Genomic DNA, 26,712 nt, shown 5'->3' on the forward strand with positions numbered 1-26,712 from the left:
GCAGGGGCGACCATGGCCATCGACCTTTCGCGCTACTTCGACCTCATCAAGGAAGCGCAGCTGGTGCGCGTCCGGGGCCGTGTCACCGAGCTGACCGGCCTCATCATCAAGGCCAGCGTGCCCAACGTCCGCGTGGGCGAGCTGGTGCTCATCAAGACGCGCAACCGCACCGCGGTGAAGGCGGAGGTGGTGGGCTTCCAGGGCGACGAGGTCATGCTCATGCCCCTGGGTGAGCTGCACGGCATCGGTCCGGACAGCGAGGTGGTGCCCACCGGCAAGCCGCTGAGCATCAAGTGCGGCGAGGCGCTGCTGGGCCGCGTCCTCAACGGCATCGGTGAGCCCATGGACGGCAGCCCGTTGCCGACCGACGGGCTCATCGACTGGTCCGTGGACCGCGACTGCCCGGACCCCTTCACCCGCCAGCGAATCGAGCGGCCGCTGCCCCTGGGCGTGCGCTGCATCGACGGGCTGCTCACGGTGGGCGAGGGCCAGCGCGTGGGCCTCTTCGCAGGCTCCGGCGTCGGCAAGTCCACGCTGATGGGGCAGATAGCGCGCAACACCAAGGCGGACCTGTGCGTCGTGGCCCTCATCGGCGAGCGTGGCCGCGAGGTGCGCGAGTTCATCGAGGACGCCATGGGCGAGGAGGGCATGAAGCGCTCCGTGCTGGTGTGCGCCACCTCGGACCAGCCCAGCCTCGTGCGTCTGCGCGCCGCCTACGTGGCCACGGCCATCGCCGAGTACTTCCGCGAGCGCGGCGGCAACGTGCTCTTCATGCTCGACACGGTGACGCGTCTGGCCCGTGCCCAGCGTGAGATTGGCCTCGCCGTCGGTGAGCCCCCGGCCCGCCAGGGCTACCCGCCCAGCGTGTTCTCCATGCTGCCGCGCATCCTGGAGCGCACGGGCAACTCGCAGAAGGGCAAGTGCACCGCCATCTACACCTGCCTCGTGGCCGGCGGTGACATGGAAGAGCCCATCGCCGACGAGGTCCGCGGTATTCTCGACGGCCACTTCATCCTCAACCGCGCCCTCGGCGAGCGCAACCAGTGGCCCGCCATGGACGTGCTCGCCAGCCTCAGCCGCGTGATGAGCGGCATCGTCAGCAAGGAGCACAAGAAGGCCGCCGGCACGCTGCGCGAGCTGCTCTCCACGTACGAGAAGCAGCGAGACCTCATCCTCCTGGGCGCCTACCAGTACGGGACGGACCCCCGCACGGACCGGGCCATCGACAAGTACGACGCCATCATCGACTTCCTCAAGCAGGACACCCACTCGAACTCCGAATTCGAGGACACGGTGGCGCAGCTCATCGCCCTCTTCGAGGAGTGAGCCGGGGGCAGGCCCCGGGGCAGGGGTGCGCGGCGGGAATTCCGGGTTAGGATGGGGGCACAATGCCCCCGTATCGGTTGCAAGCCCTGCAGGACATTCGCGCCCGGGCCAAGGAGGAGGCGGAGCAGGCCTTCTCCGCCGCCATCAAGGCCCTGGAGAAGGAGAAGGCGGAGCTCCAGCGGCTCATCGACGAGCTGGAGCGGCGCAAGCGCGAGCGCAAGGCGAAGGTGGCCGCCTACCTCAAGGAGGTCATGGCCAAGGGCGCCGGCATCAACGGCATGAACATGATGAGCCGCTTCGAGGAGCGCCTGAAGGACGAGGAGGCGCAGGTGGCCCTGGAGGTGGAGCGCCAGAAGGAGTCGGTGAAGGTGGCCGAGAAGCTGGTGGAGAAGCGGCGCCAGGAGATGGCGGACGCGGCCATGGAGCTCAAGGCCATCGAGAAGCACAAGGAGAACTGGCAGAAGCAGGTGAAGTACGAGCGCCAACAGCGCGAGGAGCTGAACCAGGAGGAGATTGGCAACGCCTTGTTCCTGGCTCGGCAGCGCAAGTAACCTGCCGCCACCCCACCCCTCGGGAAAGACGTCATGAGCCGAGTCGACGACGACCGCGAAGCAGCGCGCCTGGCCGAGCGCATCATGCAGGAGAAGAAGCTCGCCGAGGGCCAGGCGAAGAAGCGTCAGGAGGGTGCCACCGCCTTCCAGAAGCTGATGCAGCAGCCGCAGGCGCAGACGCCCGCGGGGCCCCAGACGCCCGCGCAGCCCCAGGGCAACCTGGGCCGCTCCGTGCTGGCCAAGGCGATGCAGCAGGGGAAGACCTTCGGCGAGAAGCTGCAGCAGCCGTCCACGGGCGGTGAGGCGGCGGGCCAGGCGGGCCGGCGCGCGGACGCGGGCGCGACGGAGGCCCGCTCCGGCTCGCGCGCGTCGGACGCGAAGGAGACCAAGCGCTCCTCGGAGCTTCGCGACAAGGACCTGAGCAGCGCGGAGTCCGCCCTGGGGCAGGTCAACTCGGAGCGGGGCGCCGCCATCCGGGCGGACGCCGACGCGGGCGGTGGCAAGGGCAGCGGCGGCGGGGGCGGGAAGGACAAGAAGGAGGGCGGGGGGACGGAGATGGGCCCCGGCTTCCGCTTCAACCCCGCGCTGATGGCGCCGGTGCCGGTGGCCAAGCCCAAGGACATGGCGGGCTCCGAGCGGCTGCGCGCCCTGGCCAGCGAGATTGCGCAGAAGATTGTCGACCGCATCCGGGTGGGCACCAACGCCGCCGGCAACGCGGAGTTCCAGATCGACCTGCGCGGCGACGTCATGGGCGGGATGTCCATCAAGGTCAGCGCGAGGAACGGGAAGATTTCCGCCACCTTCAGCGGCTCCAACCGCGAGGTGCTCAAGCAGCTGGAGGAGCACAGTGACGGCCTGCGCACCGCCCTGGGCGGCCGCGGCCTGCGGTTGGAGGACCTGAAGTTCGAGGCGAAGACATGAGCATGGAGCCCGACGACGACGGGCCCGCACCGCACGAGCGGACGATGCTGGTGGACGTCCGCGAGCTGCGGATCCGCCCGGAGCGTCCCCCCGAGCGTCCGGAGCGCGCGCCGGAGCGTCCGGAGCGCGCACCCGAGCGTCAGGAGCGCGAGCCCTCGCGGTACGAGCGCGTGCCCGAGCGTCAGGAGCGCGAGCCGTCGCGGTACGAGCGGGAGCCTTCCCGGTACGAGCGCGAGCCGTCGCGGTACGAGCGCCAGCTGCCGGAGCGGCCCCCGAAGCCGGAGCGGCCCTGGCGTCCGTTCACGTTCCGCAACCTGGAGAAGGTCTCCCGGGCCCAGGGCATGCTCGCGGAGCGGCTGCGCTGGCTGACGCCGGAGCAGGGGGCGCTCTCCGGGGTGGCCACGCGGCTCAAGGAGCTCTTCGACGCTCCGGTCGGCCTGAGGCTGGAGTCCGTCCAGGTGCGGCCCATGGCTGAGCTGCGGCGCTTCCTGGGCGACCCCACGTTCCTGGCGGTGCTGGCGCCGGGCGCGCTCCAGGGGCGGGCGGTGCTGGAGGTGGAGCTGGCGCTCGCGCACGCGGCGGTGGACATGCTGCTGGGCGGCGCGGGTGAGATGGTGGGCCTGAGGCCGCTGACGGACATCGAGGAGGGCGTGATGGGCTACGTCGTCCTCGAGGCCCTCAAGGTGCTGGTGCCCACGCTGCAGCAGGCGGTGCCCCGGCCCCGGCTGGACGGCGTGGCGCGAGGCGTGGACGAGGTGTCCGCGCGCCTGGGCGACGACGGGCCCATGCTGGCGGTGCACCTGCACGCCACGCTGGGTCCGCATGGCGGCATGGTGCGGCTGGTGGTGCCCGCGGCGGTGCTGGAGGCGGCCGAGCCGGTGGTGGAGAGCGCCCAGCGGCGCGCCCGGCTGCAGGCGGACCTGGAGGCGAATGCCAGCCGACTGTCCGCGGTGCGCAGCTGGCTGCGGGCGGAGATTGGCTCGGCGGAGATTTCAGCGCAGGACCTGTCGAGCCTGCGCGTGAAGGACGTGCTGCTGGTGGACGCGCTGTCGGCGCGGCCCGACCGGGGCGAGCCTGGCACGGCGCAGCTCCGGGTGGGCTCGGGGCGGGCGGGCCGCGCGGACGCGGAGGTGTTCATCGAGAATGGACGCTACCGGGCGCGCATCACCGAGCTCGTCGCCGGGGAGCCGGGCCACCCGCGCTCGGCGGGGGAAGAGGGTGCGGCGGAAGAACCAGAGGACTTCACCAACCCGGAGCTGGACATGCCTCCGGAACTGGAAGGGGCGGCCTTGGACGAGTTGAACAAGCCGGACGGAAGCGACCTGCTCGGCGACGTGCCCCTGCAGATTGCCGTGGAGCTGGCGCGCGTGCCCGTCACGGCGCAGCAGGTGGTAGGGATGCGGACGGGCCAGGTGCTCGAGCTGAACCGCGGCCCGGGTGAGCCGGTGGAGCTGTCCGTCAACGGCAAGGTGGTGGCCCGGGGCGAGCTGGTGGAAGTGGAAGGCCAGCTCGGCGTGCGCATCATCGCCCTGGCCGGGTGACGCGCCCCTTCCTCGGAGAGAGCAGGCAGGCAGTCGGGCGGGGCCCGTGGCGGTCCTCCGGCCGATGAACTAGCCTCGCTCCCAACCATGGCAGTCCTCCGCCCCCCTCTCATGCGCCTGCTGCTCGGTGCCGCGCTGGTTCTCACGGCGCCCGCCGTCCTGGCGCAGGCTCCGTCCGCGCCCGTGCCGCCCGGTGGCAACGCGCCCGTCGCGGAGTCCGCGAAGGCGGCGCCCGTCGTAGCGTCCCCTGCCGAGAAGGCCACGCCCGCCGCGACGGCGCCGTCCGCGCAGCCCGCTGCCGCGACGGCTCCCTCCGCGGGGGCGGTGCCTGCCACCTCCGAGCCCGTGAAGGCCGCGCCCGCCGCCGTGACGGGCGCGCCCACCCCGGAGGCGCAGGCCGCGAAGGCCGAGCCCGCCGACGTGTGGGACGACCCGTCCATCGACGCGCCGGAAGGGGCAGGGGAGGAGCCGGAGAGCCTGGGCTGGACGCTCATCCGGACGTTGCTGGTGCTGGGCGCGGTGGTGGCGTCCATCTACCTCACGCTGAACGTGGGCCTGCGCCGGTTGATGGGGCTGCAGGCGGTGGCCGCGGGCCGTCAGCCGCTGGTCTCCGTGGTGGAGCGGCTGCCGTTGGACCAGCGCCGCAGCCTCTTCGTGGTGAAGGCCGCGGACGAGTATCTCCTGGTGGGTGGCGGCGAGGCCGGCCTGCAGTTGCTGTCGAAGCTGGATGCGGAAGCGGTGGAGCGCATCCGTGCGCAGCGCCCGCAGACGAACGTGGTCCCCATGAGCCCCTTCCTCCAGAAGCTCCTCTCCCGCCGCTCCGGCGGTTCGCCCTCCCAGCCCCCCGGCGCCTGAAGACCTTCCCGTGCACACCCCGCTCTCCGCCCGCCCCCTCCTTCCGCGCATCCCGCCCTGGCTGTTCGCGGCCGCGGTCTCGCTCAATCCCCTCGTCGCGCTCGCCGCGCCGAAGAAGGGCGGCGCCGCCCTTCCCGACGCCGTGGCCAACGAGGCGGTGAACAGCGACTCGTTCACCTCGCGCCCGCTCATCCTCATCCTCGCGCTCGCCGCCATGGGCCTGGTGCCCTTCGCGCTGATGATGGTGACGAGCTTCGTGAAGATTTCGGTGGTGCTCTCCATCGTCCGCTCGGCGCTGGGCACCCAGCAGATTCCGCCCACCCAGGTGATTACGGGCCTGGCGGTCATCCTCACCGTCTACATCATGGCCCCCGTGGGCCAGGAGATGTACCGGGCGGCGGGCGTGGACATCTGGTCCAAGGGGCCCGGCGTGTTCTCCTCGGAGACGGTGGGGACGATGCTCGGCGCGGCCGGCAAGTCCAAGGAGCCCCTGCGCGCGTGGCTGATGAAGAAGGTCACCACCAAGGACCGCTCGCTCTTCTTCAACCTCGCCAAGAAGATGCGCAAGGGCGAGGACCGCGACGCGGTGCAGAACGATGACTTCATGGTCATCGTCCCGGCGTTCGTGGTGTCCGAATTGAAGGAGGCCTTTCAAATAGGCTTCCTCCTCTTCGTCCCGTTCATCGTCATCGACATGGTGGTGGCCAACATCCTGCTGGCGCTCGGCATGCACATGCTGTCGCCCACCACCATCTCCATGCCCTTCAAGCTGCTCCTCTTCGTGCTCGTGGACGGCTGGTACCTCATCGCCAAGGGCCTGGTCGTCGGCTACCTGTAGGAAGGCGCCCCCATGAATCAGCTCACGTTCATCACCCAGGAGGCCCTGTTCCTGGTGCTCGTCGTGTCGGCGCCGCCGGTCCTCACGAGCCTCCTGGTGGGTTTCCTCATCTCCCTGTTCCAGGCCACCACGCAGATCCAGGAGCAGACGCTCACCTTCGCGCCCAAGGTCGTCATCGTCTTCGGCGTGCTGGCCCTGACAGGGCCGTGGATTGGCAGCCAGCTGCTGCGCTTCACCTTCCACGTCTTCGACAGGTTCCCCGCGCTGATTCGATGAACGTCGCGGACCTCGTCTCGGAGCTGGCCGCACGGGCCAATTTCTCCGCCGTCATCTTCACGGTGGCGCTGCTGATGTGCCGGGTGATGCCCGTGCTCATCTTCAGCCCGTTCCTCGGCGGCGAGGTCGTGCCCACCGAGCTGAAGATGGGCGTCGGCCTGACGCTGTCCATCGTGCTGTTCCCGGTCATCGAAGGCTCCGTGAAGACGATTCCGCTGAGCGCGCTGCCCTACATCGCGCTGATGGCCAAGGAGGTCTTCATCGGCTTCTCGCTGGCCTTCATCGTCAGCTCCGTCTTCGAGGCGGCGCGTGTGGCCGGCACGCTGGTGGACACCATGGCGGGCAGCAACAACGCCCAGCTCTACGTGCCGCAGCTGGGACAGCAGGTGTCCCTCTTCTCCAACCTCAAGGTGCAGCTCGTGGTGGTGCTGTTCCTCACGCTGGACGGGCACCACATCATCATCCAGGCCCTGGCCGACAGCCTCGTCTTCGTCCCGCTGGACGCCTTCCCCAGCTTCAGCCAGGGGCCGTGGCCGTTCTTCGACCTGCTCATCCGCGTCTTCGCGGACATGCTGCGCATCAGCCTGGCGCTGGCCGCGCCCGCCATGCTGGCCACCTTCCTCACGGACGTGGCCATGGGCGCCATCAACCGCGTGGCCCCGCAGATCCAGGTCTTCTTCATCTCCATGGCCATCAAGCCGCTGGTGAGCGTGCTGATGGCCTTCCTCGTCCTCGGCGCGCTGCTGACGCGCATGCAGGACGAGCTGCGGGCGATGCTGGTGATGATCAACAGCGCCCTGCGGTTCCTGACCTGACCTCCTTCCCCCCGGACGCACGCCATGTCGGACGAGAGCGGAGAAAAAACAGAAGAGCCATCACAGAAGAAGCTGGATGACTCTCGCAAGAAGGGCCAGGTCTGGAAGAGCAAGGACCTGAGCGGCATGGGCGTGCTGATGGTGGGCCTGGGCGCCGTGAAGGGCACCTGGGACTCGCTGGAGCACGAAATCTCCACGCTGTTCCGGTTCACCTTCGACCACGTGGCGCACCCGGACAACCTGGACGTCGTCACCGGGCAGGCGCTCTACATCGCCCTGAAGACCATGCTGCTGGTGTCGCTGCCGGTGCTGGCCGGCGGCGCGCTGATGGGCGCCCTGCTGGAGTACGTCCAGGTCGGCTCGCTCTTCACCATCGACCCGCTGATTCCCAAGCTCGACAAGCTCAACCCGATTGCCGGGTTGAAGAACCTGTTCACCAAGAAGGCGTTCGTCGAGCTGCTCAAGAACCTCATCAAGATTTCCGTCACCGCCTACGTCGTCTACGGCGTGGTGCGCGACGCCATGCCCCTGGTCGCGGAGACGGTGCGCCAGGACACGCGCGGCATCATGATCATCATGGGCGAGCTGGTGACGCGCGTGGCCACCCGCGTCGCGCTCCTCTTCGTCCTCTTCGCCATCTTCGACGTGTGGTGGCAGCGCAAGTCCTTCATGAAGGACATGATGATGACGAAGGAGGAGGTGAAGAAGGAGTACAAGGAGAGCGAGGGCGACCCCCACCACAAGGCCAAGCGCAAGGAACTCCACCACGAAATCATGGAGGGTGCGCAGATGGAGGCCGTGCGCGAGGCGGACGTCATCGTCACCAACCCGGACCACGTGGCCGTGGCGCTGAAGTACGACCGCGAGAAGGACGGCGCGCCCCGCGTGCTGGCCCGCGGCATCGACCACAAGGCCGAGCGCATCAAGGCCATTGCCCGCGAAACGGACGTGCCCACGCTGCGCAACGTGCCCCTGGCCCACGCGCTCCTGCGCGTGGAGGTGGGCAACGAGGTGCCCGAGGAGCTCTTCGACGCCGTCGCCGAGGTCCTCAACTTCGTCTACGGCCTGAAGGCCGCCCAGGCCGCCCCCGCGCCCGGAAGCCGGGGGGCGCGCGCCTGAGGGGCAGGGGAGCGGCTATGATGAGGACATCGCGGAGCTGCCATGAGTGACGACGAAGCCGAAATCGCCATCGCGCTGAAGTACGACAAGGAGAAGGACGGCGCGCCGCGCGTGGTGGCCAAGGGCATGCGGCTCAAGGCGGAGAAGATTCGCGCCATCGCGAAGGAGCACGGCATCCCCTTCATGCGGAACGTCAACCTGGCCAACGCGCTGTACCGCGTCGAGGTGGGGCAGGAGGTTCCAGAGGAGCTGTACGACGCGGTCGCCGAGGTCCTCAACTTCATCTACGAGCTGCAGCGCGAGCAGGCAGCCGCCAACGGTAAGCGCTAGGGGGGCTGGACGGCCCCCACCCACCTGGAGTGAGGTTCGGAATCACGATGGCCAGAATCAACAACCAGCCCCCCAAGACGCCCGTATGGCCCTGGGGGGGACCCCGAAGCGTCCGTGAGCGGCTCGTCGACCCGTCCCAGGTCGACCGCAAGAAGCTCCGCAAGACGGGCAACCCGAAGAACCCGGCGCTCGCCTCGTCCGCGCTGCTGGACTTCATCGGTCCGGCGCACTCCTCGGAGGAGCTGCGCCTGCCGCTGCCCCCGCACCCCGGCGGGCACGACGCGGACCTCGAGGGCTTCAGTGACAGGCCCCACCTGGCCAGTGTCGCCGGCCGCGGGGACGAGGATCAGCGCCGCATGCTGGAGCGTGGCCTGGCCCGGGTGAATGCGCCCCCGGAGCGGCTGGAGCGCCTCAAGGCGTTGCTCTCGCGCGAGTCCGCCATGTTGACGCTCGTCGACCAGGTCAACGAGGAGACGAAGGAAATCATCCGCCAGATGTGGGCGGCGCAGAAGGACGAGGGCATCTAGCGCCATGGCCGTGCTGGACCCGGAGGACCCGCAGGACGAGGCGAAGCTCGCGGCCACGCTGCAGCGCTGGGCGGAGGGCAAGGCCACGCTGAAGGACGTGCGCGGCTACTCGGACGACGAGCTGTACGCGATTGCCAAGACGGCCTACTTCTTCTTCTACCAGGGCCGGATCAGCGAGGCGCGCACCCTCTTCCAGGGGCTGTACGCGGTGAACCCCACGGATGGGTACTTCGCCAAGGCGCTGGGCGTGGTGGAGATGGCCGCCGGCAACGGGCAGGGCGCACTCGCCGCCTTCGACGTGGCCGCCAAGCTGTCCCCTCAGGACCCGTCCGTCTATGTCGGCCGCGCCGAGGTGAAGCTCGCGCTCGGCCAGAAGCCCCAGGCGGTGGAGGACCTGCGCCGCGCCGCGGCGATGACGCCCGAGGATGACCCCGTCGTCCGCAAGGCCGGAGCCATGCTCACGGCGCTCGGGCGCAGGTGACGGGAGAGTCAACGAATACTTCCGGAATGAAGAGAAATACCGGGAGTCTGCTAGGCTGACGGACGTTCCCTTTTTCGTCGTCATGGAGGTCGTCGACATGTCGAACCCGAATCCTGATCCGCGAGCCCCCGCTGAGATGCCGCCGGATGCGCCGGCGGACCTGGTTGCCAAGCGCGACCGCATCATCCCCGAGCTCGAGAAGCAGGCGAAGTCCGCGACGGGCACGCTCCAGCAGGTCATGCGGAAGATGGGCGCGCTGATCAGCAACACCAAGCCGGGCGCGGCGCTGGATGGCCGGCTCTACCAGGACGTGAAGGACGCCTTCTCGCGCCACCTGTCCGAGGCGGAGAAGAACCCGGCCCTCGCGGCCATGCCTCCCATCCTGGTGGAGTCCGTCGAGTGGATGCAGGCGTACCTCAACGCCCGCGGCTTCTCCCCCGAGAGCGCGTCCACGGCGACGCCGGCCGCCGCTCCCGCGAAGGCTCCCGCCGGCAAGGCTCCCGCCGCGTCGGGCCCGAAGGATGCCTTCGAGACCAGCAGCAAGAAGCACGCGGCCCTCACCGGCGACGTGCCTCCGCCGCCCGCGGCGCCGCTCGACGTCCAGAAGGAGCAGAAGGAGCTGGAGTCCTTCAAGGCCTGGATGAAGAACCCCAGCCTGGGCAAGCTCAAGGGCTAGGTTTTTTCCGTCCCGGGGCGGGGGCGCGGAACGCAACTTCCGCGCCCTGTCCGCGATAACTCCTTCGAGACTGACTTCCCAAGGAGCATTCCTCATGGGCAACACCATTGCGAACAAGCCCGCCGCGACGACTGGCGCCGCGCGCACCAGCAACAACCAGGCCACCGCCGCCGAGAAGACCCAGGCCTGGCAGGGCGTGCTGGACGGCGCCGTCAACCGCCTGAACGCTCCGGACCTCGTTGGCTCCCTGAGCCACCTGGGCGACGGCCGCATCGACAAGATGAAGGATCAGGTGAAGGAGGAGATGGAGGCCTTCATCCGTGCCAACCCGAACGCCACTCCCGAGGAGATCAAGGAGAAGGCGGAGGAGGTCACGTCCAAGCACCAGACGAACGGCGTCCTCGAGAAGATGCGGGACGACAACTTCTTCAAGAAGCTGATGGACCGCCGCAAGGAGCTGCTCAAGGACATGTGGGGCTGAGCCGGCTTCCGGCAACCCACGCACTTCTTCTGGCTGCACCCCGCCGCCCGGCTCCCCTCGAAAGAGGACGGAACCGGGCGGTTTCCTTTTTGGGGCCAGGCGCAGCCGTCGGGAGCTCGCGTCCCGGACGGGGAAGGGGGCGCGCTGCCCCGGAAGGCCGCCCGCGGCGTGCGTCGGGACGCGCGGGCGCCAGAAAAGCAAAAAGCCGGCCTCCCGAAAGGGAAGCCGGCTCCTGGAGATTGCGAAAGCGGTCCGGAATTACTTCATGTTGCCGATGACGGACATCGCGATCTCGTTGAGCTTCTTGATGATGTTGGAGGCGAACGCGGTGGCCTCCTGCTGCTTCTGGAGCATCAGCTGCGCCTTGGCGCGCTCCAGGTCCGGGCCCTTCAGGCCGGCCAGGGACTGGTTCTCGAGGTCGCTGAGGCCCTGGCTCTGGTTGAGGGCGGTGGTGACCTGGGCGGCAGTGTTGGTGGCGTTGATGGACATGGCGTTCTCCAGTGAGGTTGGGAGCAGGTGGTTTGCTGCGGCGCTGCTTACAAAAGGATTATGGGTCGGAGGGGGGCGAAAGTTTCCTCGGGATTTTCCGATTCTTTTTCCCGCCCTGGCAAGGGGGGGAAGCCCGGCCCCTATATAGAGGGGGAGGCCTGGCCCCTATATGGAGGGAGGCCGCCTGGCCCCTATGAAAGGGGGGAAGTCCGGCCCCTTTGGAAAGATGGCGAATTGGCGCGAAACTCCGGCCCGTCATCTCCGAAAATAAATGTGTAGCGGCACAGCTCACCCATTTATTTCGAATTCTGGGGGTACCCAATCATGTCGAACAACATCGGTGGCATCGGTGGCAACCGGCAGCTCAACAACCCCGCGGCGCTCATGTCCTTCGGGGGCGTCAACCCCAAGACGATCGCGCGCAACGCGCAGCTCATCGAGTCCACGCTGAGCCTGGTGCAGAAGACGCTGGACCTGGCCAACAAGGTCGTGGACCAGATGTCCAAGGCCATCGACACCAAGGGCCCGGGCATCGCGGCGGGTCCGGGCGGGTGCTTCCCCTCCGAGAAGCCGAACCCCGTGGACGCCGTGGGTGAGCGGGACGCCCTGAAGGTGGACAACAACGGCGTGATCACCACCCCGGGCGGCTACAAGATCGAGCAGAAGGGCCAGTTCGAGTGGACGGTGACCGGTCCGGACGGCAAGAGCACCCGCGTCTGGGGCGACCCGCACGTGGATGAGAGCGACGGTGGCAAGTTCGACTTCAAGAAGAACTCGACCTTCACCCTGGGCGACGGAACGATGATCAACGTCACCACCAAGCCGTGGGGCAACGGCATGACGGTGACGGGCGAGCTGGACATCATCTCCGGCGACAGCCACGTGAAGGTGACGGACATCGACAAGGGCAAGGGCAAGGTCGGCCAGCCCACGAACGATGGCTTCGGTGCGGCCGTCAAGTTCGCCGCGCAGGGCAACATCGACAACTTCCAGATGGGCAACGAGTCGGACGACTGGGTCTACAACGGCAGCGAGGTCATCGGCTCCGAGGGCGGCGGCGACAAGATCAAGACGAAGGACGAGGACTACAAGTTCAAGTCGAGCATCCCCACGGGCAACTCGCAGAACCTCCCCAGCGTGAAGAAGCAGCCGGCCTGGGCGGACCTGGGCAAGCTGGGTGAGCGCTTCGACGCCCTCACCAAGATGTTCGACCAGCTGAAGAACACCCGCTCGAACGGCTTCAACCCGTTCCGCAAGACGGACGACATCTTCGGCCGCTACGACAAGAACCAGCACCGCAGCGGGATGACCCAGGCCTTCAAGGCGATGGGCGACATGTTCCGGGCCCTGGAGCAGGTCTCCAAGCTCAATGATATGGTGCGCTTCCGCGGCACCCAGATGTTCTGAGCGCTGGAACCATCCCATCGGGCCAGGCGGGGACCCGCCTGGCCCTCCTCGAGGTCGTCGTGAGTGACACGCCCCCTGCTGGAGAGAAGAAGAAGGCCACCGTCCCGGAGCCCGTCGCCGAGGCGGTGATTCGTGGTGAGATGTCGCTCGCGCGGTTCGTGGGGGCCACCAACGAGGACCTCTACCGCTGGGCGAACACCGCGCACCAGCTCCTGCAGGCGGGCAGCACCCAGCAGGCACTGACCATCTTCCAGGGCCTGGTGGCCGCTTCGCCCATGGACGCGGTGTTCCATGCGCAGCTCGCGGCGACGTTCATGACGCTGGAGCGCTTCGACGAAGCCTTCGACGAGTTCAACGAGGCCCTCAAGTACAACAAGGGCCACGTGGATGCGCTCGCGGGGCGCGGAGAGATCTACCTGCGCCGCGGGCTGGTGCCCGAGGCGCTCGCCGACCTCAGCGCCGCCATCCAGAAGGATCCGTCCCTCTCGCGCCGGACGACGCAGCGCGCCCACGGGACGCTGCTCGCGCTGAAGCAGCAGGCGGAGCAGGCGAACAAGGCCAAGTAGCGGCTTTCCACAGGTGTCTCCTCGGGGCCCGGGCGGCGCGGACAACGCGCGGCACCGGGCCCCTTCCTTTTGGGCGTGAGCGGGGCGGGCCGCGAGCTCGCGGCCTGGCCGGAGAAGGGGGCGCGCTGGCCCCGGAAGGCCGCCCGCGGCGTGCGTCGGGACGCGCGGGCGCCAGAAAAGCAAAAAGCCGGCCTCCCGAAAGGGAAGCCGGCTCCTGGAGATTGCGAAAGCGGTCCGGAATTACTTCATGTTGCCGATGACGGACATCGCGATCTCGTTGAGCTTCTTGATGATGTTGGAGGCGAACGCGGTGGCCTCCTGCTGCTTCTGGAGCATCAGCTGCGCCTTGGCGCGCTCCAGGTCCGGGCCCTTCAGGCCGGCCAGGGACTGGTTCTCGAGGTCGCTGAGGCCCTGGCTCTGGTTGAGGGCGGTGGTGACCTGGGCGGCAGTGTTGGTGGCGTTGATGGACATGGCGTTCTCCAGTGAGGTTGGGAGCAGGTGGTTTGCTGCGGCGCTGCTTACAAAAGGATTATGGGTCGGAGGGGGGCGAAAGTTTCCTCGGGATTTTCTGATCCATTTTTCTCCGCCCGGCGGCGCGCGCGTGCTCTTGGGAGTGCACCGCGTTGTTGGATGCCCCGATAACAGTCTAAGCTCCCGGCGCCCGGTACCGACTGCCCTTGCCGGTACCCGGGGCCGTCCTCCCGCCCTCATAAGGGATGTGTGCAGATGACGACCGAATCCAAGGCCACGGTGTCCAAGAACGACGCGAAGCCGCTCTCCGGCCCGGAGATGCTCGAGCGGGCCACCGAAGGCTTCACCCTGTTCCAGGACGGGCGCTTCCGCGAGTCGCTGGCCATCTTCGAGGCCCTGGCCGCCAGGGACCCCTCGGAGCCGTACTTCCAGACGGCCCTGGGCGCCTGCCACCTGGCCCTCGAGGACCTGGACGTCGCGGAGTCCTACTTCAACCGCGCCATCGAGCTGGACCCCACGGACCTCACCCCGTTCGTCAACCGGGGCGAGGTGCACCTGCGCCTGGGCAAGGTCATGGAGGCCGCTCGCGACTTCAACCACGCCGTGAGCCTGGATCCGCAAGGGCAGGATCCGCTCAGCGCCCGGGCACGGATGCTCGCCGCGGCGGCGCTGGAGAGCGTGGAGGACGCCCAGCACTCCGGGCCGGGGAGCGAGAACCCCGTGTAGTCACGCTCTCCGGGCCCGGGCGCTCACGCCCGCTTCACTTGGGGAAGTCCAGGTCCAGGTCGATGCGGTGCACCGTGTCGGTGACAGTCTGGAAGTCCGTGGTCACCGAGCTGGCGTAGCTCCCCGTGTTGTTCACCCGGACGAGCAGCGGTTGGGCCGTCCTTCCCGCCGGCGCATAGCGCGCGGTGATGGTGTAGCGGCCCACGGCGATGTCATGCAGGCCGGTGCCATTGCCGTCGCGGGTGGCGCGCGCCGTCACGGGAGCGCCCGTGCTGCCATCCACCAGCGGACCGTCCGGCGTCAGCGTCAGCTCGACATTGAGGTGGTCGAGCGGCGCGTCCGGGTCCTGCGGGTCCTCGTACGCAACCATGTTGAAGAGGACGTTGCCGCCGTATTGGCCCCCTCCCGGCTTCTCGCCGGTGAGCTTCCACGAGAAGTCGCGGATGGCGCCGGTGTTCGTGGCGAAGGAGGCCGGGTTGGCGGGGTGCAGGTTGAACGTGTACGACTTGCCGTTGTACTGCCGCTTGACCTGGGCGGTGGCATTCCACGTGCTGGCCGCACTGCCCAGCGGCAGGCGGTAGGTGCCGTCCGCGCCCGTCGTGCCCACCACGTTGGAGTCGTAGAGGAACTCGTTGTCGGCGACGACCTCGGCCCCGGCGAGCGGCTTGCCCGCGGTGTCCACCACCTTGCCCTTCACGATGTTGGTCTCCACCTGGCCCGGGGGCGTGTTCTGTCCGGCGTCCTCCTTGTCGCCCCCGTTGCTCGAGCAGGCTGAGCAGGCAAGGGTCGAACCCAGCAGCAACAGCGGCAGACTCCGGCTCACGGCACCCTTCAGTCGCATCGTGTCTCTCCTCGCGTCCAGACACCCTGTCCCGGCCCGGGGGTGACAGGGCACGTCAAGGGGTCATGAATCCGCGAGGCCCGACGCCGCGCAAGCAGTATTGCTCGCGAAGGTCGGCTGGCTGCTTGCTTCCCTCTGGAGGAGGGCGCGGTGGCACGGGAAAGTTGCAGGGCGGGGGGGGCCCCCCTGACAGAACCGACCCAGGTTGGCCTAGGATGCCTGACCGCTGATGGCCGCCTCCAATCCGAACAGCTTCCTCTCGAAGTACTCCGACATCGTCCTGGCGTTGGTGGTCGTGTGCATCGTCGGGATGATGATCGTCCCGCTGCCCACGCTGCTGCTGGACGTGCTGCTGACGCTGAACATCAGCATCTCGGTGGTGTTGCTGCTGGTGTCGCTCTACGTGCCAGCGGCGCTGCACCTCACGGTGTTCCCGACACTGCTGCTCATCACCACGATGTTCCGGCTGTCGCTGACCATCTCCACCACGCGACTCATCCTGCTGACGGGTGACCCGGGTGAGGTTGTCATCGCGTTCGGCAACTTCGTGGTGCAGGGCAACTTCGTCGTCGGCGCCATCCTCTTCGTCATCCTCGTCATCGTGAACTTCATCGTCATCTCCAAGGGCTCGGAGCGCGTCGCGGAAGTGGCCGCGCGCTTCACCCTGGACGCGATGCCGGGCAAGCAGATGTCCATCGACGCGGACCTGCGCGCGGGCTCTATCGACCAGGACCAGGGCAAGAAGAAGCGCCGTGATTTGGAGCGTGAGAGCCAGCTGTTCGGCGCCATGGACGGCGCCATGAAGTTCGTGAAGGGCGACGCCATCGCCAGCATCATCATCACCGTGGTGAACATCGTCGGTGGCCTCATCATCGGCGTGACGCAGAAGGGGATGTCCGCGGCCGACGCGGCGCAGAAGTACACGCTGCTCACCATCGGTGACGGCCTGGTGAGCATGATTCCCGCCATCCTCATCTCCACCTGCGCCGGCATCATCGTGACGCGCGTGGGCGGCGAGGAGGAGGGCGCCCACCTCGGCATCGACGTGGGCACCCAGCTCACCGCCTACCCGAAGGCCATCGCCATCGCCGCGGGCATGCTCATCGTGCTCGGCCTGGTCCCCGGCCTGCCGAAGATTCCCTTCTTCCTCCTGGGCGCGGGCGCCGGCTTCGGCGCCTATACGATGCTCAAGAAGCAGAAGATGGCGGAGGTGGTGGAGGAGTCGGGCCCGGCCCTGGAGACGGAGAACGGCACGCCCATGGCGACCGAGCCCGCGCCCAAGGAGCCGATGAACCCGGACTCCGAGCTCTTCATCCCCGTCGTCACGCCCATCGTCCTGGAGGTCTCCGACGCGCTGGTGCCCTACGTGGACTCGCGCCAGGACAACGGGAAGTTCCTCTTCGAGCTCATCCCCTTCATGCGCGACGGCCTCTTCGTGGAGCTGGGCGTGCGCTTCCCGGGCGTGCGCGCCCGCGGCAACGCGTCCCTGCCGCCGGGCGCGTACCAGATTCAAATCAACGAGGTGCCCGTCGTCACCGGCCAGGCCACGCTGGGGCACATCCTCGTCAACGACACGGTGGACCGCCTCAAGCTGATGAACATCCAGGGCTTCGAGGCCATCAACCCCGCCACCCGCCAGCCGGCCGCGTGGGTGCCCGAGCAGCACCGCGACACGCTGGAGGCCGCGGGCCTCACCACCTGGGACGTGCCCGGCTACATCATCCTGCACACGGCCGCGGTGCTGCGGCGCAACGCCCGTGAGTTCGTCGGCGTGCAGGAGACGCAGACGATGCTGGAGCAGCTGGAGAAGGCCTTCCCCGCCATCGTCAAGGAGGTGGTGCCGAAGGTCGTCAACGTGCTGAAGCTGACGGACATCCTGCAGCGCCTCGTGGAGGAGGAAATCTCCGTGCGTGACCTGCGCGGCATCCTCCAGGCCCTGGCCGAGTACGGGCAGGTGGAGGCGGACAACGTCATGCTCACCGAGCACGTGCGCGCCGCCCAGCGCCGCTACATCTCGCACAAGTACGCGCGCGGCACCGGCACCCTCGTGGTGTACCTGCTGGACCCGAACATCGAGGAGGCCATCCGCGGCTCCGTGAAGCGGACCTCGGCGGGCGCGCACCTGGCGCTGGAGCCGGAGCTGGCGCAGGAAATCGTCCAGGCCGTGCGCTCGGAGTGCGGCCACCTGCCGCCCAGCGCGCAGCGCCCCGTCATCCTCACCGCCATGGACATCCGCCGCTACGTGCGCAAGCTGCTGGAGTACGAGTTCAACCCCTCGTTCTCCGTGCTCAGCTACCAGGAGCTGTCGCCCGAGCTGAACATCCAGCCCGTGGCCCGCATCTCCACGCGGTAGCGCCGGCGGCGGGGCGGGCTCCCCTCGGGGCCCGTCGCCCCGGGAGCTCCTTCGGGCGGTGCCCGGTGGCGCCGGAAGCAGGCCGGGCCCTCACCCTTCACCCGGAGCCGCCCCAGGCCGGCGTCCTGCTGGAGCGGGCGCCGTGGCCGTGACGCCCGCTCAGGCGCCGGCGAGCATGGCAATCATCAACACTAGGATGAGCAGCCCCACCACGCCCATCACCACGAGCGGGACGAGCTTCTGCTTGTCCTTGAAGGAGGACATGGAGGCGCCAGCCTCGTCGCGGGACTCGTCCGGGACGGGCATCTCCGAGGACAGGGAGGCGGGCTCCTCGGCGGACGCGGACTCCGAGCTCGCGCCGGCCTCTTCCGAGGACGCGGCGTCCGGGGATGCGGCGGCTTCCGCGGGCTCGGCGGCGGGCTCCTCGACTGGCGGCGCGGGCTCCTCGGCCGGCTCCTCCACGGCCTTCATCTGGCGGGAGGGGCCCGGGCGCTGCGGCGAGGGCGGCGGAGCCTTCACGTCCGTGGAGAGCTGGACGGGCTCCTCGGCCGGCTCGGAGGGGTCCACGTAGAGGAAGCGGGTGGCGCCCACCTCCAGCTCGTCGCTGTCCTTGAGCGCCTTGCGGTTCACCCGCTTCTTGTTGACCTTGATGCCATTGCGGCTTCCCAGGTCCTCGACGTGGGTGCCGGACCAGTCGCGGCGAATCTTGGCGTGCTTGCGGGAGACGAGGTCATCCTTGAGGACGACGTCCACCTCCTTCTCGTCACGGCCGAAGACGACCTCCTGCGCGTCGCCAATCTCGATGCGCTGGCCCTCGCGCGGGCCGTTCATGAAGCGCAGGTAGCGCTCCTCGCCGGAGGCGAGCCCGCGCATGGCGTCCTTCACCATGCCGCGGGCGATGAAGGACGTCTTCTCCGAGTTGACGTCCGCGTTGAGCTCCGTCATCCGCTCGAAGCGCACGTCGTACTGGGCAATGGCGATGACGTCGCCGTTGCGCATGAGCCGCTTCTCGCCCTTGGGCAGCGGCTTGCCGTTGACCTGGGTGCCGTAGGCACTGCCCAGGTCCTCCAGGAAGAAGAGGGTGCCCTCCTGGCAGATGCGCGCGTGGCTGCGCGACACGGCCTGCTGGGGGAGCACCACCTGACAGGACTTGTCCCGACCCAGGGTGATGACCGCGTCGTCGAGGACGACCTCGGTGCTCGGGGCAGCGCCGGCCTCGCTGCGCTGCGTGACGGTGAGACGGACGCTCATCGCGGAGGGTGCACGTACGGAGGGATGCAGGAGTTCAGAAGGTGGCGTCGCTGATGAACTTCTCGCACGTCTGGTACTCGGTAGGGAATTCCTCGGACGTCCCATACTTCAAGAAGTTCTTGCATGCCACCTGGGCATGCTCCTGCTTGCGCGCGTCGGAGAAGAGCTGGAAGAGGCCGAAGTGGCAGGGGGCGAACTTCGCGTCGAGCTTCACGCACTTGCGGTACGTGGACTCCTCCTCGGCGAGCAGGCCCTTCTCGCGGTACTGGCGGGCGAGCATGTAGAGGGCGGGGGCGGAGTTCTCCGCCTGCTGGGTGTCCTTCAGCTCCTTGAAGGCGGCGTCGGTGAGGGCCGCCTTGCGCTGGGCCAGCGACAGGTTGTTGATGCAGCTGCTGTTCTGCGGGTCCAGCTGGGCGCAGTTGGCGAAGGCCTCGCGCGCCTCGGGGAAGCGGCTGACCTCCATCAGGGCGGTGCCCAGGTCATGCCACTTCTGGGGGGCGTCCGGGGTGAGCTGGACCGACTGGGAGATGTGGTCCACCGCCTCGTCGAACTCGTTCTCCGCGTAGGCGATGACACCCAGGGTGTGGTGCGCGTCCGACAGGCCGGGGTTCACCGCGAGCAGCGTGCGCAGCTCCTTCTTCGCCTCCTCCATCTTCTTCATCTTCATCAGGGTGAGGGAGAGGTTGTAGCGCGTCTCGAGGTTGTCCGGGTTCACCTTCAGGGCCCGGCGGAAGTTGTCGTGCGCCTTCCCGTACGCGCCTTCCTCCAGGTAGATGATGCCGAGGTTCTGGTACGCCTGGAGGTGCTCCTGGTTGAAGCGCAGGGCCTTGATGAAGTGCTTCTTGGCCTCGTCCTTCCGGCCGTTGCCCATGGCGATGATGCCCTTGTTCGCCCACAGGTCGGCGTACTGGGGAGAGAACTCCAGGCCGAGGTCGCAGTAGACGTCCGCGCGGACCAGGTCCCCCTTGTTGATCTCCTGCACGCACAGCTCATTGTTGATGAGGGCGCGCTCGTGGGGCGCCGGGGTGCTGACGCAGGCGGCGAGGGGGAGGGTGGAGACCAGGGACAACGCGGTAACGAGTCGGCTCAGACGCATGGCCCGCCGAGTGTAGGAGAGCGGCCGCGTCCGAATCAACGCCCCGGAGGGGCCGAATCCGGGCTGTTTTCCGCAGGTTGCGCCGTTAGAGTGGCGGCCCATGCGTACCCTGCTCTGCTCCCTCGGATTCGCCCTGGCCCTCCTCGGGGCCGCTCCCGCGCATGCCCAGTTCGCCAACCGCAGCCTGGGCCTGTCGCTGGGGTACATGGACTTCAACAAGACCAAAGGCCTGGACGACGCGTTCTTCCTGGGCGTCGACGCCAGCCTCTACATCGAGAACGGCTTCGAGGTGGTCTCCCTGTCGAAGATTGCCTTCCCCAAGGACACCACGGACCCGGACGAGAAGCGGGTGGTGGGGCTCGCCCCCTCGCTGGGCCTGCGCTACCTGTTCTCCGAGGAGTCCATCCGCCCGTACCTCGGCACGGACGTGAGCTACCTCATCATCTTCAAGGAGAGCGTCAGCAACTTCGTGGGCATCGGCCCCAACGTGGGCATCGACTTCTTCGTGTCGGACTCGGTGAGCGTGGGACTGCGCGGCCAGTACAACTTCTACATCGCGCTCAACGAGAAGACGCAGACGTCGCTGACGCTGTCGGCCGGCGCGGCGGCCTACTTCTAGACGCGCCCTCGTTGGACGGCAGCAGGGCGGCGGCCACCAGCAGGGTCCACTTCTCGTCGGAGAGGTGGGCCGGCTTCTCCATGGCCAGCGCGTCCTGCAGCCGGGCCCCCAGGGCGGAGAACAGCCGCAGCCGCGCCTCCAGCCGCAATTCCTCGCGGCGCAGGGCGGCGGACAGCACCAGCTCCCGCTCCTCGGTGGACAGCCGCTTCACCCGCGACACGAAGAGCGGGTCCGCCAGCAGGCCCTCCTCGCCGCTGGCGCCCAGGGCGGACGGCACCTTGAGGCGGCGCTCCCGCACGACGATGGTGCCGGCCAGCAAATCCCCCAGCCGCTGGTGGGAGCCGGAGACGAGCGCCGTCACCCCACCCACCAGGTAGAAGAGGGGGAGCCGGTCCACCGGTCGCGTCAGGTTGCGCAGCGCCGCGTGGTAGAAGCCGATGCGCACGCCGCTCTCCTGGATGACGCGCAGGGAGAGCACCCGCTTTCCCACCGTGCGGCCGCTCCACACCGTCTCCAGGAAGATGGAGTAGCCCCACTCCACGAGGAAGAAGACGACGGCCAGGAGCGCGCTTCCGAAGCCGGGGAAGGCCATCATCACCACGCTGAGCGCGAGCATGATGCTCACGGTGAGCGCGGCGACGATGAGCCCATCCACCAGCCACGCCAGGAAGCGTGAGTAGAGGCCCGCGAGCGTGAAGCGGAACTCCACGTACTCGGGGGTGAGCACCGTGTGGGTGCCGTCCAGCAGCGTGTCGGAGGCGGTCGTCACGTGGCCAGTCTAGCCCCTCGGGAGGCGGGCGGGCGCCCGTGGATTCCACCGGCGGTGGCGGAAGTGGAGCAGGGGTGTGACGGAGCGTGGGCGGCGCCGGCCGCCTGGCAGGCGGGAGGCCGGGGGCTCGCGGGGTTATTCGTGGTTGTCCTGGGCCTGGGTTAATCTCCGGCGCTCTTTCACCGTGGCCGCCTCCGACTCCTCATCCTGGAACCGCCGACTGTGGCCGGCGGCCGCCTTCCAGTTCGCGCTCATCGCCGGGGTGACGCAGCTGAAGACGACGGCGAACGCGCTCGTGCTGTCGCGCTTCGAGTCGCAGGCGCTGCCGTACCTGTACCTGCTGGGCGCGCTGATGACGGCGGCGCTGACGGTGCTGCCCCGGGGCCGCCGGGGCTCGCCGCTGGAGTCGCCCAGCGTGCTGACGGGGCTGGGCGGCGTGGTGGCGCTGGGGCTGGCGGGCGCGCTGTCGGCGGGGCAGCGGATGCCGGCGCTGGCGCTGTACCTCTTCGCGGACACCTTCTCCACGTTCGTGTCCTTCCGCTTCTGGGGGCGGATGGCGTCGGCGTTCGACGCGCGCGAGGCGCGGCGGGCCTTCACCTTCCTCAACGGCTTCGCCATGGGCGGAGGCATCGCCGGCGGACTGCTGGTGCAGGGCTTCGCCGTCCGGCTGGGCACGCCGGCCATGGTGGTGAGCGGCGCGCTGAGCCTGCTGGCCGCGGGCGCGATTTTTCATCACCTCTACAAGGGCGCCCCGGCGCCTCCGCCGAGCAGCCGGCCCGCCGCCGCGTCGTGGATGGGGTGGAGCTACCTGGCGGAGAGCCCCTACGCGCAGGTGCTGGCGGCGCTGGGCATCGCCTTCGCGGTGCTGTCCTCCTTCGTGGACTACTTCTTCCGGCTGCGGCTGGAAGGCACCATGAGCGAGGACGCCCTCGCGGAGCTCTTCGGCTCGCTGCAGCTGTGGATTGGCCTGTTCTGCGTGGCCTTCCAGCTGCTCGTGGCGCAGCGGCTGCTGAAGCGGCTGGGCCTGCTGCGCTACGTGGCGATGGTGCCGCTGGTGCTGGCGCCCCTGGCGGGCGCGGCGCTCGTCACGCCGGTGATGTGGCCGGTGCACCTGCTGCGGCTGGTGGAGACGGCGGTGAGCTACTCCATCCTCCCGGTGGGCATCCAGCTCCTGTACGCGGCGGTGCCGGACGACCAGCGCGAGGGACTGCGCGCGATGGTGGAGGGCCTGCTGCGCAAGGGCGGCGTGGTGCTGGCGGGCCTGCTGCTCATCGGCGCGGGACGCGGCGCCACGGGCGACACCATGGCGGTGGCGGTGGTGGGCATGTGCGCCGCGCTGGGCGTGCTGCTGGTGCGCCTCAAGCCCGCGTACGTAGCGGCGCTGGGCGAGCAGGTGGGCGCGCCCGAAGAGGAGGAGGTGGAGCTGGAGGGGGAGGAGGAGCAGCGGCTGCTGGCCGAGGCGCTGGCGGCGCCCTCGCCGGAGCGGGTGCTGCGCGCGGTGGACATGATGGAGCAGGCGGAGGTGCCGCTGCGGCCGCACCTGGCCGCGCTCCTGCGCCACCCGAACGAGCGCGTGCTGGAGCGAGGCGTGTCCCTGGCGCTGACGCTGGAGGCGCACGAATTGGCGCCCGTGCTGGAGCGACTGGTGGAAGAGGGGCCCCGGCGTCCCAGGGACCAGGCCGTGTGGGCGCTGGCGCGCCTGTCGCCGGAGCGCGCGGAGCGGCTGCTGCCCGCGCTGCTCAACCACCCGGACATCGGGCTGCGCTGCGCGGCCATTGGCGCGCTGCTCAAGTCCACGGGGAACTCGGTGGCGCTGTCCTCGCTCCAGGAGTTGCTGGCCCGGGGCGACGCCGCGCAGGAGCCCGAGCGGCGCGAGGTGGCGCGGCTGTTGGGCCGGCTCCAGGACACGCGCTTCGCCGGGGCGCTGGCGCGCTACCTGGAGGACACGGACCCCACGGTGCGGCGCGTGGCGCTGGCCGCGGTGGGCGAGGGCGGCTACGTGGAATTGGCCCCGCGCCTGTTGCCCTTCCTCACCTGGCGCGAGGAGCGCAAGACGGCGCGCGAGGCGCTGGTGGCGCTCGGCGACGCGGTGACGCCGCTGGTGGAGGAGCAGCTCAACAACAAGGGCGCGCCCCTGGCCATGCGGCTGCAGCTGCCCCGCGTGCTGCGCGGCATCGGCACGCCCGCGGCGCTGGACGCGCTGCTGTTCTCCAACGTGAAGGACGACGCGTCACTGCACTTCCGCATCGGCGCGCAGCTGACGCGCCTGCGCGACGAGCACCCCGAGCACCCGGTGGACGCGGAGCGCGTGCGCGAGGCCCTGGGACGGCGGCGGGACGTGTACCGCGCGCTGGTGGGCGCCTTCCGCGACGTGCGCGCGGCGCTGGGGGACGGCTCGCTGCTCACCCGCGCGGTGGGAGACCGGCTGGACCAGGCGCTGGAGCTGTCCTTCTTCCTGCTGGGCCTCCTGCACCCGTCGCAGGTGATGCGCGGCATCCACTACAACCTGGTGGGGCAGGACGCGCGGCGCCGGGCGCTGGCGCTGGAGCTGCTGGAGAACCTGGTCTCAGAAGAGGACCGGGAGCTGGTGACGGAGCAGGTGGAGGCCCACCACCGCGAGCTGCCCCCGGGGGCGCCCGGCCGCCTGTGGCGGCGGCTGGCCGCGCTGGTGCAGAGCGAGGACGTGGTGCTGCGCGCGTGCGCCCGCCACGTGGCGCGGGTGAACGGGCTGAACGTGCTCCCGCAGGAGGGTGACTTGAGCGACCGCACTGTCCAACGGATGTTCGCGCTGGAGGGCGTGAGCGTCTTCTCCCAGAGTGACGTGGATGACCTGGCGGCCATCGCCGCCGTGGCCCGCGAGGCCTCCTTCAAGGCCGGTGAGCGCATCTACGCGCAGGGCGACCCGGGCGACGCGCTCTACGTCATCGTCGAGGGCGCGGTGGATGCCTTCCACGACGGCGAGCACGTGCTGCGCTTCCAGGGCAAGCAGGCCTTCGGCGAAATCAGCCTCCTGGACGGCGCGCCCCGCCCCACGGACATGGTGGCCGCGGTGGACACGCGCTTGCTCATCATCGACCGGCGCGACTTCCTCGACCTGCTCGCGGACCGTCCGGAGCTGCTCACCGGCTTCTTCCGGGCGGTGGGCCTGCAGCTCCAGAAGCTCATGGGTCTGCCCGACTCGCGCGAGGCGGGCCAGCGCCTGGAGCTGACCGGCCCGCAGCCGCTGGAGGTGCCGCCGCTGCCCACCGGCCCGGCCCCGGAGCCCTCCGGGCGCAACGAGGTCATCATGTCCTCCGGCGAGGAGGAGGAGGAGCGCAGGCGCGACGAGCGGTGACGGCCGTCCCCGTCAGGCGCCCGTCTCGCCCGCTGGAATCGTGGGGCTGGGCGGGGGAGGGACGGCCGCGGCGCGCGCGGCGGCTTCCTCCGCGAGCAGGTGCGCCGAGGCGACGGGGATGAGCGGCCGGCAGAAGAACTTCAGCGGCGGGAGGGCGCAGACGAAGCGCACCAGCGCCAGCCCCGCGAAGGCCCAGGGGTGGCGCTCCACCGTCGACACCGGGGCGAACACCTCCTGTGTCCTGCGCGTCCAGAACGCGCCGTAGCGCTGGAGCATGCCCCAGCGCAGCCCGGGCACCCGCGTGGTGAGCCAGGTCCAGGCGCGCAGGAACCAGGGGGCGCGAGCCTCCGCGTTGGGCACCCAGGCGTGCTCGCTCTTGGCGGCGGTGAACACCACCAGCCACCACGCGCCCCAGGCCGTGCTGAGCACGGTGAAGACGGTGGTGCTGAAGCACAGGAAGGGCACCGTGAGCACCCACAGGGCCGGCACGCCCACCGCGAACAGCAGCGCCGCCCGCCAGCGCCGCCGCACCTTCTTGCGGAGCCACTGCACGTCGAGGCGCACGCGCGGCGTAATCTCGTCGTCCTCCGGCTTCACGCCGGTGAGGAGGCTGGCGTCGCGGGAGATGACGTCGTGGTAGTCCCGCGACAGCGCGATGACCACCCACTGGGTCAGGTTCAGCGCCGCGAACAGTGCCGCCCAGAAGGCCAGGTCCCAGAGGGAGAGGCCTCGCACCGACCACCAGGAGTCCTCGCCGTCGACCTTCACGCGGATGCGGCCCCGTGGGGCCCCTTCGCCCTTCGGGGGCAGGCTTCCCTGGGCGGCCACGACCGTGTCGCCGTCCCCGGATTCGGGCTCGGCCTGGCTCGCGTCGGTGGCTTCTTCGTCGGTGGCTTCTTCTTCGTCCTCGTCACCGGCGGAGGAGGCTTCGTCCGCTTCGGTCTCCGACGTGCGCGCCGCCTCGAGCGCCAGGGCGGTGATGGCCCCGACGAGGGAGGTGCCGGCATCGCGCCCCTGCGCCGCTGCTTCGACGTCCCGGACCCGCTGCTGGAGGCGCTCCTGCGCCTCGGCCCGGCGCTCCTCGCGCGAGCGGGGCCGCTGGGTGCCCGCATCGGGCGCATCCCCGGCAGTGGCCTGCCGGGCAGGGCCGTCCTCTGCCTTCTGGCTTCCGGTGCCGGGCGCGTCCCCGGCAGTGGCCTGCCGGGCAGGGCCGTCCTCTGTCTTCTGGTTTCCGGTGCCGGGCGCGTTCCCGGCAGCGGCTTGCCGGCCAGGGCCGTCCTCTGCCTTCTGGTTTCCGGCGCCAGTCGCGTCCCCGGCAGTGGCCTGCCGGGCAAGGCCGTCCTCGGCGTCCTGGGAAGCCTTCTCGTTCGCGTCCGCGCCTTCGGTGGCCGCGGCCGCGGCGGTCCTGCTCGAAGAGGGGGATGAACCCGCGTCGCCCTCCGCGTCCTGGAGCGTGGGTGCGGCCCGCGCATCGGTTCGTCCGGAAGCGGACGCTTCCGGGACCTGCTCGCGGGCAGCGGCGTCCTCCCGGCGGGAATCCCTGTTCCGCTGCCGCGACGCCGGGCCGCCTCCTTCGAGGATGCGCCTGGCGGCCTTGGCGTCGGCCTCCCGCAGATGCCGGTCCGCCAGCTCCGCGGCCACCTTCCGGACGGCCTTCGCCTGGGCCTCGGCCTCCTCGCGGGTCTCCTGCCGGCTCGCGTTCTCCGCGGCCTGCTTGCCGGGGACGATGCAGGTCACCGCCAGCGCCAGCGCCGCCACCGTCTGCAGCAGCCCCACGCGCAGGTACGTCCGCCGCGCAGGCGGGTCCTTCAGCAGCGCCCGGGCCAGGTGGAACGGCAGGCTCATTCCGTAGAAGAACTGCCGCAGCGGCCCCTTGGGACGCGGACGCCCCTGGAGGTGGAAGTGCTCCACACCCCCTCGCACCTCTTCCCAGAGCTTCCGGCTCAGCGCTTCACCCTGGCCGTTGATTTCCGGGGCCTCGGGGTTATTCCCCGGGTCTTCCGGTGAAGGCGGGCCCTGTTGACCCTTGTGGTCCGACACGCGTTCCACCGTA

The 26,712-nt window shown here is 69.4% G+C and carries 27 protein-coding genes; 20 read left to right on the forward strand and 7 right to left on the reverse strand.

Annotation, left to right across the window (positions count from 1 at the left end; genetic code table 11):
* Positions 1-12 precede the first annotated feature (12 nt).
* The 14 genes from sctN (at position 13) to ACX9TP_RS14010 (ending at position 10,737) form a co-directional block, all read left to right on the forward strand.
* The gene (gene sctN / locus ACX9TP_RS13945) at positions 13-1,326 is read left to right on the forward strand and encodes a type III secretion system ATPase SctN (protein ID WP_482980214.1); all 1,314 of its coding nucleotides are present in this window, start codon (positions 13-15) and stop codon (positions 1,324-1,326) included.
* A 62-nt stretch (positions 1,327-1,388) separates the two neighbouring features.
* Positions 1,389-1,877 (forward strand): flagellar assembly protein FliH, encoded by a 489-nt coding sequence (locus tag ACX9TP_RS13950; protein WP_267855247.1) that lies wholly within the window; start codon positions 1,389-1,391, stop codon positions 1,875-1,877.
* 33 nt (positions 1,878-1,910) lie between these two features.
* Entirely contained in the window at positions 1,911-2,798 is an 888-nt protein-coding gene (locus ACX9TP_RS13955) for a flagellar hook-length control protein FliK (RefSeq protein ID WP_482980215.1), read from the forward strand.
* A complete protein-coding gene (gene sctQ / locus ACX9TP_RS13960) occupies positions 2,795-4,339 on the forward strand; it encodes a type III secretion system cytoplasmic ring protein SctQ (RefSeq protein WP_482980216.1) in 1,545 nt (514 codons plus the stop codon). The genes ACX9TP_RS13955 and sctQ overlap by 4 nt, the downstream gene beginning before the upstream one ends.
* A gap of 87 nt (positions 4,340-4,426) precedes the next feature.
* Positions 4,427-5,194, forward strand: a complete 768-nt coding sequence (locus ACX9TP_RS13965; protein ID WP_482980217.1) for a FliO/MopB family protein — start codon at positions 4,427-4,429, stop codon at positions 5,192-5,194.
* A gap of 10 nt (positions 5,195-5,204) precedes the next feature.
* Complete coding sequence (gene sctR / locus ACX9TP_RS13970; RefSeq protein ID WP_482980218.1) at positions 5,205-6,032, forward strand: type III secretion system export apparatus subunit SctR; 828 nt, start codon at positions 5,205-5,207, stop codon at positions 6,030-6,032.
* A gap of 12 nt (positions 6,033-6,044) precedes the next feature.
* Entirely contained in the window at positions 6,045-6,308 is a 264-nt protein-coding gene (fliQ, locus tag ACX9TP_RS13975; RefSeq protein WP_206720262.1) for a flagellar biosynthesis protein FliQ, read from the forward strand.
* Positions 6,305-7,123, forward strand: a complete 819-nt coding sequence (locus ACX9TP_RS13980; protein WP_482980219.1) for a flagellar biosynthetic protein FliR — start codon at positions 6,305-6,307, stop codon at positions 7,121-7,123. The genes fliQ and ACX9TP_RS13980 overlap by 4 nt, the downstream gene beginning before the upstream one ends.
* 24 nt (positions 7,124-7,147) lie before the next feature.
* On the forward strand, positions 7,148-8,242 hold the full coding sequence (gene sctU / locus ACX9TP_RS13985) for a type III secretion system export apparatus subunit SctU (RefSeq protein ID WP_482980220.1): 1,095 nt from the start codon (positions 7,148-7,150) through the stop codon (positions 8,240-8,242).
* A 42-nt stretch (positions 8,243-8,284) separates the two neighbouring features.
* Positions 8,285-8,572 carry an EscU/YscU/HrcU family type III secretion system export apparatus switch protein gene (locus ACX9TP_RS13990; RefSeq protein WP_482980221.1) on the forward strand — a complete coding sequence of 96 codons (288 nt, stop codon included), beginning with the start codon at positions 8,285-8,287 and terminating at the stop codon, positions 8,570-8,572.
* A gap of 47 nt (positions 8,573-8,619) precedes the next feature.
* Complete coding sequence (locus ACX9TP_RS13995) at positions 8,620-9,099, forward strand: hypothetical protein (protein ID WP_482980222.1); 480 nt, start codon at positions 8,620-8,622, stop codon at positions 9,097-9,099.
* A 4-nt stretch (positions 9,100-9,103) separates the two neighbouring features.
* On the forward strand, positions 9,104-9,580 hold the full coding sequence (locus ACX9TP_RS14000) for a SycD/LcrH family type III secretion system chaperone (protein WP_482980223.1): 477 nt from the start codon (positions 9,104-9,106) through the stop codon (positions 9,578-9,580).
* A 97-nt stretch (positions 9,581-9,677) separates the two neighbouring features.
* Positions 9,678-10,256, forward strand: a complete 579-nt coding sequence (locus tag ACX9TP_RS14005; RefSeq protein ID WP_482980224.1) for a hypothetical protein — start codon at positions 9,678-9,680, stop codon at positions 10,254-10,256.
* A 94-nt stretch (positions 10,257-10,350) separates the two neighbouring features.
* Positions 10,351-10,737, forward strand: a complete 387-nt coding sequence (locus ACX9TP_RS14010; RefSeq protein WP_482980225.1) for a hypothetical protein — start codon at positions 10,351-10,353, stop codon at positions 10,735-10,737.
* Between the two features lie 258 nt (positions 10,738-10,995).
* Here ACX9TP_RS14010 and ACX9TP_RS14015 read toward each other — a convergent pair whose 3' ends face one another.
* Positions 10,996-11,226 carry a hypothetical protein gene (locus tag ACX9TP_RS14015; protein ID WP_206720255.1) on the reverse strand — a complete coding sequence of 77 codons (231 nt, stop codon included), beginning with the start codon at positions 11,224-11,226 and terminating at the stop codon, positions 10,996-10,998.
* 324 nt (positions 11,227-11,550) lie between these two features.
* On the opposite strand from ACX9TP_RS14015, the gene ACX9TP_RS14020 reads away from it, so the two are divergent.
* Together ACX9TP_RS14020 and ACX9TP_RS14025 are read left to right on the forward strand one after the other, a co-directional pair.
* The gene (locus ACX9TP_RS14020; protein ID WP_482980226.1) at positions 11,551-12,633 is read left to right on the forward strand and encodes a DUF1521 domain-containing protein; all 1,083 of its coding nucleotides are present in this window, start codon (positions 11,551-11,553) and stop codon (positions 12,631-12,633) included.
* Positions 12,634-12,692: 59 nt separating this feature from the next.
* The gene (locus tag ACX9TP_RS14025) at positions 12,693-13,199 is read left to right on the forward strand and encodes a tetratricopeptide repeat protein (RefSeq protein ID WP_482980227.1); all 507 of its coding nucleotides are present in this window, start codon (positions 12,693-12,695) and stop codon (positions 13,197-13,199) included.
* A gap of 240 nt (positions 13,200-13,439) precedes the next feature.
* Here the strand turns inward: ACX9TP_RS14025 and ACX9TP_RS14030 are convergent, their stop codons facing one another.
* Positions 13,440-13,670, reverse strand: coding sequence for a hypothetical protein (locus tag ACX9TP_RS14030; protein WP_206720255.1), 231 nt, complete (start codon positions 13,668-13,670; stop codon positions 13,440-13,442).
* A 255-nt stretch (positions 13,671-13,925) separates the two neighbouring features.
* On the opposite strand from ACX9TP_RS14030, the gene ACX9TP_RS14035 reads away from it, so the two are divergent.
* Positions 13,926-14,396: a tetratricopeptide repeat protein gene (locus ACX9TP_RS14035; protein ID WP_482980228.1), complete on the forward strand. Its 471-nt coding sequence runs from the start codon at positions 13,926-13,928 to the stop codon at positions 14,394-14,396.
* A gap of 34 nt (positions 14,397-14,430) precedes the next feature.
* Here ACX9TP_RS14035 and ACX9TP_RS14040 read toward each other — a convergent pair whose 3' ends face one another.
* Positions 14,431-15,237, reverse strand: coding sequence for a carboxypeptidase-like regulatory domain-containing protein (locus ACX9TP_RS14040; protein WP_482980229.1), 807 nt, complete (start codon positions 15,235-15,237; stop codon positions 14,431-14,433).
* A gap of 229 nt (positions 15,238-15,466) precedes the next feature.
* Between ACX9TP_RS14040 and sctV the strand changes: the two genes are divergently transcribed.
* Positions 15,467-17,590, forward strand: a complete 2,124-nt coding sequence (sctV, locus tag ACX9TP_RS14045; RefSeq protein WP_482980230.1) for a type III secretion system export apparatus subunit SctV — start codon at positions 15,467-15,469, stop codon at positions 17,588-17,590.
* A 159-nt stretch (positions 17,591-17,749) separates the two neighbouring features.
* On the opposite strand, the gene ACX9TP_RS14050 is transcribed toward sctV, so the two are convergent.
* Complete coding sequence (locus ACX9TP_RS14050; RefSeq protein WP_482980231.1) at positions 17,750-18,841, reverse strand: FHA domain-containing protein; 1,092 nt, start codon at positions 18,839-18,841, stop codon at positions 17,750-17,752.
* 34 nt (positions 18,842-18,875) lie between these two features.
* Positions 18,876-19,937 carry a tetratricopeptide repeat protein gene (locus ACX9TP_RS14055; protein WP_482980232.1) on the reverse strand — a complete coding sequence of 354 codons (1,062 nt, stop codon included), beginning with the start codon at positions 19,935-19,937 and terminating at the stop codon, positions 18,876-18,878.
* 100 nt (positions 19,938-20,037) lie between these two features.
* On the opposite strand from ACX9TP_RS14055, the gene ACX9TP_RS14060 reads away from it, so the two are divergent.
* Positions 20,038-20,556, forward strand: coding sequence for an outer membrane beta-barrel protein (locus ACX9TP_RS14060; protein ID WP_482980233.1), 519 nt, complete (start codon positions 20,038-20,040; stop codon positions 20,554-20,556).
* Here the strand turns inward: ACX9TP_RS14060 and ACX9TP_RS14065 are convergent.
* On the reverse strand, positions 20,498-21,325 hold the full coding sequence (locus ACX9TP_RS14065; RefSeq protein ID WP_482980234.1) for an RDD family protein: 828 nt from the start codon (positions 21,323-21,325) through the stop codon (positions 20,498-20,500). The two genes, ACX9TP_RS14060 and ACX9TP_RS14065, sit on opposite strands and share 59 nt — an antisense overlap.
* Positions 21,326-21,509: 184 nt before the next feature.
* Here ACX9TP_RS14065 and ACX9TP_RS14070 point away from each other — a divergent pair, with 184 nt between their 5' ends.
* Entirely contained in the window at positions 21,510-24,659 is a 3,150-nt protein-coding gene (locus ACX9TP_RS14070; protein ID WP_482980235.1) for a cyclic nucleotide-binding domain-containing protein, read from the forward strand.
* Positions 24,660-24,671: 12 nt separating this feature from the next.
* Here ACX9TP_RS14070 and ACX9TP_RS14075 read toward each other — a convergent pair whose 3' ends face one another.
* Entirely contained in the window at positions 24,672-26,699 is a 2,028-nt protein-coding gene (locus ACX9TP_RS14075) for a hypothetical protein (protein ID WP_482980236.1), read from the reverse strand.
* Positions 26,700-26,712: the final 13 nt, after the last annotated feature.

It is taken from the genome of Pyxidicoccus sp. M15 (assembly GCF_056858435.1).

What these genes read in the sequence shown, in the direction of transcription:
- sctN (WP_482980214.1), top strand. Translation starts at nt 13, where the DNA reads ATGGCCATCGACCTTTCGCGCTACTTCGACCTCATCAAGGAAGCGCAG.
- ACX9TP_RS13950 (WP_267855247.1), top strand. Translation starts at nt 1,389, where the DNA reads ATGCCCCCGTATCGGTTGCAAGCCCTGCAGGACATTCGCGCCCGGGCC.
- ACX9TP_RS13955 (WP_482980215.1), top strand. Translation starts at nt 1,911, where the DNA reads ATGAGCCGAGTCGACGACGACCGCGAAGCAGCGCGCCTGGCCGAGCGC.
- sctQ (WP_482980216.1), top strand. Translation starts at nt 2,795, where the DNA reads ATGAGCATGGAGCCCGACGACGACGGGCCCGCACCGCACGAGCGGACG.
- ACX9TP_RS13965 (WP_482980217.1), top strand. Translation starts at nt 4,427, where the DNA reads ATGGCAGTCCTCCGCCCCCCTCTCATGCGCCTGCTGCTCGGTGCCGCG.
- fliQ (WP_206720262.1), top strand. Translation starts at nt 6,045, where the DNA reads ATGAATCAGCTCACGTTCATCACCCAGGAGGCCCTGTTCCTGGTGCTC.
- ACX9TP_RS13980 (WP_482980219.1), top strand. Translation starts at nt 6,305, where the DNA reads ATGAACGTCGCGGACCTCGTCTCGGAGCTGGCCGCACGGGCCAATTTC.
- sctU (WP_482980220.1), top strand. Translation starts at nt 7,148, where the DNA reads ATGTCGGACGAGAGCGGAGAAAAAACAGAAGAGCCATCACAGAAGAAG.
- ACX9TP_RS13990 (WP_482980221.1), top strand. Translation starts at nt 8,285, where the DNA reads ATGAGTGACGACGAAGCCGAAATCGCCATCGCGCTGAAGTACGACAAG.
- ACX9TP_RS13995 (WP_482980222.1), top strand. Translation starts at nt 8,620, where the DNA reads ATGGCCAGAATCAACAACCAGCCCCCCAAGACGCCCGTATGGCCCTGG.
- ACX9TP_RS14000 (WP_482980223.1), top strand. Translation starts at nt 9,104, where the DNA reads ATGGCCGTGCTGGACCCGGAGGACCCGCAGGACGAGGCGAAGCTCGCG.
- ACX9TP_RS14005 (WP_482980224.1), top strand. Translation starts at nt 9,678, where the DNA reads ATGTCGAACCCGAATCCTGATCCGCGAGCCCCCGCTGAGATGCCGCCG.
- ACX9TP_RS14010 (WP_482980225.1), top strand. Translation starts at nt 10,351, where the DNA reads ATGGGCAACACCATTGCGAACAAGCCCGCCGCGACGACTGGCGCCGCG.
- ACX9TP_RS14015 (WP_206720255.1), bottom strand. Translation starts at nt 11,226, where the DNA reads ATGTCCATCAACGCCACCAACACTGCCGCCCAGGTCACCACCGCCCTC.
- ACX9TP_RS14020 (WP_482980226.1), top strand. Translation starts at nt 11,551, where the DNA reads ATGTCGAACAACATCGGTGGCATCGGTGGCAACCGGCAGCTCAACAAC.
- ACX9TP_RS14030 (WP_206720255.1), bottom strand. Translation starts at nt 13,670, where the DNA reads ATGTCCATCAACGCCACCAACACTGCCGCCCAGGTCACCACCGCCCTC.
- ACX9TP_RS14035 (WP_482980228.1), top strand. Translation starts at nt 13,926, where the DNA reads ATGACGACCGAATCCAAGGCCACGGTGTCCAAGAACGACGCGAAGCCG.
- ACX9TP_RS14040 (WP_482980229.1), bottom strand. Translation starts at nt 15,237, where the DNA reads ATGCGACTGAAGGGTGCCGTGAGCCGGAGTCTGCCGCTGTTGCTGCTG.
- sctV (WP_482980230.1), top strand. Translation starts at nt 15,467, where the DNA reads ATGGCCGCCTCCAATCCGAACAGCTTCCTCTCGAAGTACTCCGACATC.
- ACX9TP_RS14050 (WP_482980231.1), bottom strand. Translation starts at nt 18,841, where the DNA reads ATGAGCGTCCGTCTCACCGTCACGCAGCGCAGCGAGGCCGGCGCTGCC.
- ACX9TP_RS14055 (WP_482980232.1), bottom strand. Translation starts at nt 19,937, where the DNA reads ATGCGTCTGAGCCGACTCGTTACCGCGTTGTCCCTGGTCTCCACCCTC.
- ACX9TP_RS14060 (WP_482980233.1), top strand. Translation starts at nt 20,038, where the DNA reads ATGCGTACCCTGCTCTGCTCCCTCGGATTCGCCCTGGCCCTCCTCGGG.